The organism is Sphingopyxis sp. SCN 67-31 (assembly GCF_001725095.1).
The window spans coordinates 1-5251 of the sequence record NZ_MEFH01000040.1 but is presented as its reverse complement, the minus strand read 5'-3'; the positions used below and the strand labels follow the sequence as shown (position 1 = coordinate 5251).

The 5251-nt window shown below is 65.6% G+C and carries 5 protein-coding genes; 1 reads left to right on the top strand and 4 read right to left on the bottom strand.

What is annotated here, in order from left to right; translation table 11 throughout:
* The 4 genes from ABS88_RS05065 to ABS88_RS05050 all read right to left on the bottom strand — a co-directional run.
* Positions 1-960, bottom strand: a 960-nt coding sequence (locus ABS88_RS05065) for an adenosine deaminase (RefSeq protein ID WP_286749333.1), incomplete at its 3' end; no start/stop codon positions are given.
* Positions 953-1531: a phosphoribosyltransferase gene (locus ABS88_RS05060; protein WP_286749332.1), complete on the bottom strand. Its 579-nt coding sequence runs from the start codon at positions 1529-1531 to the stop codon at positions 953-955. The genes ABS88_RS05065 and ABS88_RS05060, both read right to left, overlap by 8 nt.
* Positions 1532-1627: 96 nt before the next feature.
* Positions 1628-3277 (bottom strand): M28 family metallopeptidase, encoded by a 1650-nt coding sequence (locus ABS88_RS05055; protein ID WP_286749331.1) that lies wholly within the window; start codon positions 3275-3277, stop codon positions 1628-1630.
* Between the two features lie 97 nt (positions 3278-3374).
* Positions 3375-4244 carry a helix-turn-helix transcriptional regulator gene (locus ABS88_RS05050; RefSeq protein ID WP_286749330.1) on the bottom strand — a complete coding sequence of 290 codons (870 nt, stop codon included), beginning with the start codon at positions 4242-4244 and terminating at the stop codon, positions 3375-3377.
* A gap of 145 nt (positions 4245-4389) precedes the next feature.
* On the opposite strand from ABS88_RS05050, the gene ABS88_RS05045 reads away from it, so the two are divergent.
* The gene (locus ABS88_RS05045) at positions 4390-5163 is read left to right on the top strand and encodes an SDR family oxidoreductase (protein WP_003043164.1); all 774 of its coding nucleotides are present in this window, start codon (positions 4390-4392) and stop codon (positions 5161-5163) included.
* Positions 5164-5251 lie beyond the last annotated feature (88 nt).

Sequence of the window (5251 nt, the reverse complement as noted above, 5' to 3'; positions counted from 1 at the left end):
AAAACTGTTGCGGGCGAGCGTGACAAGCTCGTCCCGCGACAGATCGAGCGCATCGGCGACGGCGGTGTAATTGGCGTTCACATAGCCGCCGAAATAGCTTGGGTCGTCGCTGTTCACGGTGGCAAGAAGCCCGGCGTCCAGCATCGTCTTGAGCGGATGCGCGGTCATGTCGTCGACGACGCAAAGCTTGAGATTGGAAAGCGGACACACGGTCAGGCACATCGCGTCATCGGCGAGCCGCGCGACGAGGGCTTCGTCCTCGAGGCTGCGATTGCCGTGATCGATGCGATCGACGCCCAGCAGATCGAGCGCTTGGCGGACATATTCGGGCGGCCCTTCCTCACCGGCATGGGCGACGAGGCGCAGGCCGAGGTTGCGGGCGCGGGCGAAGACGCGCTGGAACTTGGCGGGTGGGTGGCCGACTTCGGACGAATCGAGGCCGACACCGTCGATCCGGTCGAGCCAGGGGTACGCTTCGTCGAGCGTCGCCTCGGCCTCCTCCTCGCTGAGATGGCGCAGAAAACACATGATGAGCCGCGAGCTCATATCACACCGGGCCTGCGCATCGTCGAGCGCGCGGGTGATGCCGCCGATGACGGTCGCGAAGGGGATGCCGCGCGCCGTGTGGCCCTGCGGATCGAAGAAGATTTCGCTGTGGCGAACGCCATCGGCATGCGCGCGCGCGAGATAGGCGGCCGTCAGGTCGTAGAAATCCTGTTCGGTCTGCAGAACGCCCATCCCCTGATAATAGATGTCGAGAAAATCCTGCAGGTTCGAAAAGGCATAGGCCGCGCGGACATCATCGACGGTCGCGAAGGGGATGGCGATGCCGTTGCGCTGCGCGAGTTCGAACATCAGTTCGGGTTCGAGCGATCCTTCGATATGCAGGTGCAACTCAGCCTTGGGGAGCGCGGCGATGAAGGCCGCCCGGTCTGCGGGGGTGGCAAAATCGTCAGCCATGCGGCGTCTCCGTTTCTTCGCGCAGGATGATCGCCGCCTCGGGTTTGTGGCGGCGTATTTCGTCGATCGTCAGCCCGTCGATTTCGTGCGGGAAGATCAGCCATTGGTCGGTTTCATGGATGAAGAAGTCGGGTTTGAGATCGGTGACGTTGCGGCGCGGTTTGTAATAGACGGTCGCGATCCGGATATCGCGCGGCATGTTGTGGCGGCATCGCGCCCTGAGTTCGGCCAGAAAGGCCCGAATGCTGCGACCGCTGTCGAAAACATCGTCGATGATGAGCAGCCGGTCCTCGGGATCGAGCGTATCGATCAGATAGCCGAGCGCGAAAACCTTCACCTGCGTGTCCTGGCGGTCGATGCCGTGATAGGAGGAGGTGCGGATCGCGATATGGTCGCTGTGAACGCCATGATATTCGAGCAATTCCTGCACCGCGATGCCGACGGGCGCCCCGCCGCGCCAGATGCCGACGAGATGTGTCGGCGCAAAGCCGCTGTCGATCACCTGCATCCCGAGCCGCAACGAGTCGGCAAGAAGGTCGTTGGCGCTGATGTAGATCTTGTCGGTGGTCATGGGCCGGAGTTATACGCAGGCGAAGCGCCGGGCAAGGCGCGGCGACGGGGCGTCCTCTCTCCTCCCGGCCGCCCGGGCCGCCTCGCAGCCAAGATGCTATTTGCGGGTGGCGGCGGTCTGGTCGCGCAGCGCCTTGAACTCGCTGCCGCTCTTCCAGCCGGGCCATTTGCCCGAGCGCGCGAGTTCGTCGCCGATCGTGTAGAAGAGCGCGATATCCTGCGCGGCGCCCGCCAGATTCCAGCTTTCGTCCCACGCGTCGCAAGCCTGATGGTAACAGCGGCCGGTATAGTCATCGACCCATTTCTGCCCTGCTTCCTTGCCGCCGTCGACAAGGTCGGACACGCCGGCGATGCCCATGAGCAGCAGCACGGGGACGCCGCGCTTGGCCATGCTGAAATGGTCGGCGCGGAAGAAGAGGCCGCGTTCGGGGAGGCTTTCGGGCGACACGGTGCGGCCCTGCATCGCGGCGACGCGGGCAAGATCATCCTCGAGCGTGCCCTGGCCCTTGCCGACGAGAATGACGTCCTTTGACTTGCCTGCCGTCTGAAGAATGTCGATGCCAAGGTTCGCCACCGTCTTTTCAACCGGATAGACGGGCGCCTGCGCATAGGCCTCCGACCCGAGAAGGCCGCGCTCTTCGGCGGTCCAGAAGGCGAAAAGCAGGGTGCGATCGGTGGGCGGTGCGGCCTTGAAACCGCGCGCGATTTCGATCAGCGCCGCAACGCCCAGCGCGTCGTCGTTCGCACCCGCGCGGTAGATGCGGCCCTTTTCGTCGGGCTTGCCCTCGCCATAGGCATCCCAATGCGCGCCATACATCACGACCTCGTCGGCACGGTCGGTGCCCGAGATTTTGGCGAGGACATTCTGACTGCGCACGACTTCATGCGTGACCGGAATCGACGCCCGAAAGCCGGTGCCGAGGTCGACGGGACGAAAATCCTTGCGCCGGGCGGCAATGCGCAGCTTTGCGAGATCCTGACCGGCGGATGCAAACAGCCGGGTCGAGGCTTCGCTCGAAATCCAGCCCTGAAGCGCAAGGCTGGTCGCCTTTTCGGGTGGTACGACGAGGCTGTAGTTTTCGCCGCCGGGGCTTTTCACGACGTTCCAGCCATAGCCTGCGCCGTCGGTGTCGTGGACGATCAGCGCCGCGATGGCGCCGCGGCGGGCCGCTTCTTCGAACTTGTAGGTCCAGCGGCCATAGTAGGTCATCGTGCGGCCGCCGAATTTGCCGAAGCTGTCTTCGCCCTTCGTTGCGACGAAATCCGGATCGTTGACCAGAAAGACCGCGACCTTGCCCTTGAGGTCGACGCCCTTGAAGTCGTCCCAGCCGCGTTCGGGCGCGTGGACGCCGTAGCCGACGAAGACCATCGGCGCATCGGCGATCGCCGCCACATCCTTGTCCTGCTGGCTCGACACATAGATGTCGGTGCCGAGGGTGAGCGGGGTGGCGCTGCCCTGCCGGTCGAAGGCGAGCGCGGTCGGGGTGCCGAGGCGCGTATGGAGCAGCGGCACGGGCTGCGTCCATTCGCCGTTCGGGCCGGCGGGTTCGAGCCCGAGCGCCTGAAGCCGGCCGATCAGATAGCCGACGGTACGCTCTTCGCCGACCGTTCCGGGGGCGCGGCCCTGAAACTGGTCCGACGCGAGGGTGCGGACAGTCTCGGTCAGATTGGCGGTGCTGATATCCTGCGCAAGCGCGGGGACGGCAAAGGCGGCAGCGAGCAGGGCGGCGAGAGGGCGCAGAAACATCAGGGGAGCGGGCTCCGTTGGTTGGGGAAGCGCCGACCCTAGCAGGATGCGCGGCAATTGGAACCGCCGTGGAGCAGCGAGGGCGAGAGGCGCCCGCCTATCCGCTCGCCAGCTTGCGATAGCGCGAAGGCGGAACGCCGAAGTGGCGCGTAAAGCGCGTCGTGAAATGACTTGGTGTGGCAAAGCCGGTCGATAGCGCGATGTCGGTGATCGTCCGGTCGCCTTCGCGCAATAGCCGCGCGCCCTCTGCGAGGCGGGCATCGAGGATATATTGCCAGGGCGAGCATCCGAAGGCGGTGCGGAAGGCGGCGGTGAAGCGCCGCACGTCCATCCCGACGAGCGCCGCGAGGCTTTCCAGATCGTGCGGATCGTCGAGCGTCGCATGGATGGCATCGGCCAGAAGGCGGCGGTCTTGCGTATCGAATGCGGGCCGGCGCGGGGGCGGGGCCGCCGGGCGCCCATATTGGTGGCGGAGATGCAGTTCGATTCCGTGGGCGATCGCGTGCGCGGCCATGGCGCCGACATCGTCGGCCGGATCGGCGATCAATTCGGCAAGCCGCGCGGCGGCGGCGGCAAGAAAGGGGTCGCGGTGCCGGACGCGCGCCGGAAATTCGCCGCCGGCAAGGAGCGGCGGGGGCAGGCCGATTTCGACGAACCGTGCGAACCCGCCCTGCGCGAGAGCGGCGTAGCGCGAGGCGGCCGGCACCATCCAGATGTCGCCGGGAGCGGGCAAGGCGCGCGCCGACGGTCCGTTGGAAAAGACGCATTCCATGCGGTCGAGCCGGCCGGCGAGGTGGACGATGATCGTGTGACGATCCTGTTCGATGGTCCAATCGGTCGGCAGAGCCAGTTGTTCGGTGGCGGCGACGACGTCCATCCGGCCAAGCATCGCGTGCGCGCGCCGCACCACATGCCGCGGTGAAAGCGGCCGGCTGCCGTCCCATGGACCGGGGTGCTGGTTGGTCAATCAAGCTCCTTGCGAGTCCCCACGACTCGATGTGCCCGATTTGAAAACTGCGCCGGATTCGGGAAGCGGGCAAGGTCGAACATGCCTAGCTGATCGTCCCTCCTCCGGGGCGGAGCTCCGCCCAACAGACTGAAAGGACAAGACTATGGTCGACCACAGCATCAAGGGAAAGACCGTGCTGATCGCCGGCGGCGGCAAGAATCTGGGCGCGCTGGTCGCGCGCGATCTGGCCGAGCAGGGCGCCAAGGCGATTGCGGTTCACTATAACAGCGCGGGTGCGGCCGCCGAAACCGAGGCGACGGTCGCGGCGATCCGCGCCGCCGGTGCCGAAGCGGTGGCCTTTCAGGCCGACCTGACCCCCGCCGGCGCCATGGAAAAGCTGTTCGCCGATACCATCGCGGCGATCGGCCGGCCCGACATCGCGATCAACACGGTCGGCAAGGTGCTGAAGAAGCCGTTCGTCGAGATCAGCGAGGAAGAATATGACGCGATGACCGCGGTCAACAGCAAGACCGCCTTTTTCTTTCTGAAGGAAGCGGGCAAGCACCTCAACGACAATGGCAAGATCTGCACGCTCGTCACCTCGCTGCTCGGCGCCTACACGCCCTTCTATGCCGCCTATGCCGGGACGAAGGCGCCGGTCGAGCATTTCACCCGCGCCGCATCGAAGGAATTCGGGGCGCGCGGCATTTCGGTGACCGCCATCGGTCCGGGGCCGATGGACACGCCCTTCTTCTATCCCGCCGAAGCCGCCGATGCGCAGGCGTATCACAAGTCCGCGGCGGCGCTGTCGGCCTTTACCAAGACGGGCCTGACCGACATCGCCGACATCGTTCCGTGGATCCGCATGCTGGTGTCCGACGGCTGGTGGATGACCGGGCAGACGATCCTGGTGAATGGCGGCTATACGACCAAATGATCGGCGCGCGGGCGCCGGCCGGCGATCAATCCTTGGCGGCCGGCGTCCATCCCTTCTTGTATTTTTCGAACCAGGCGAGGATCGCCGA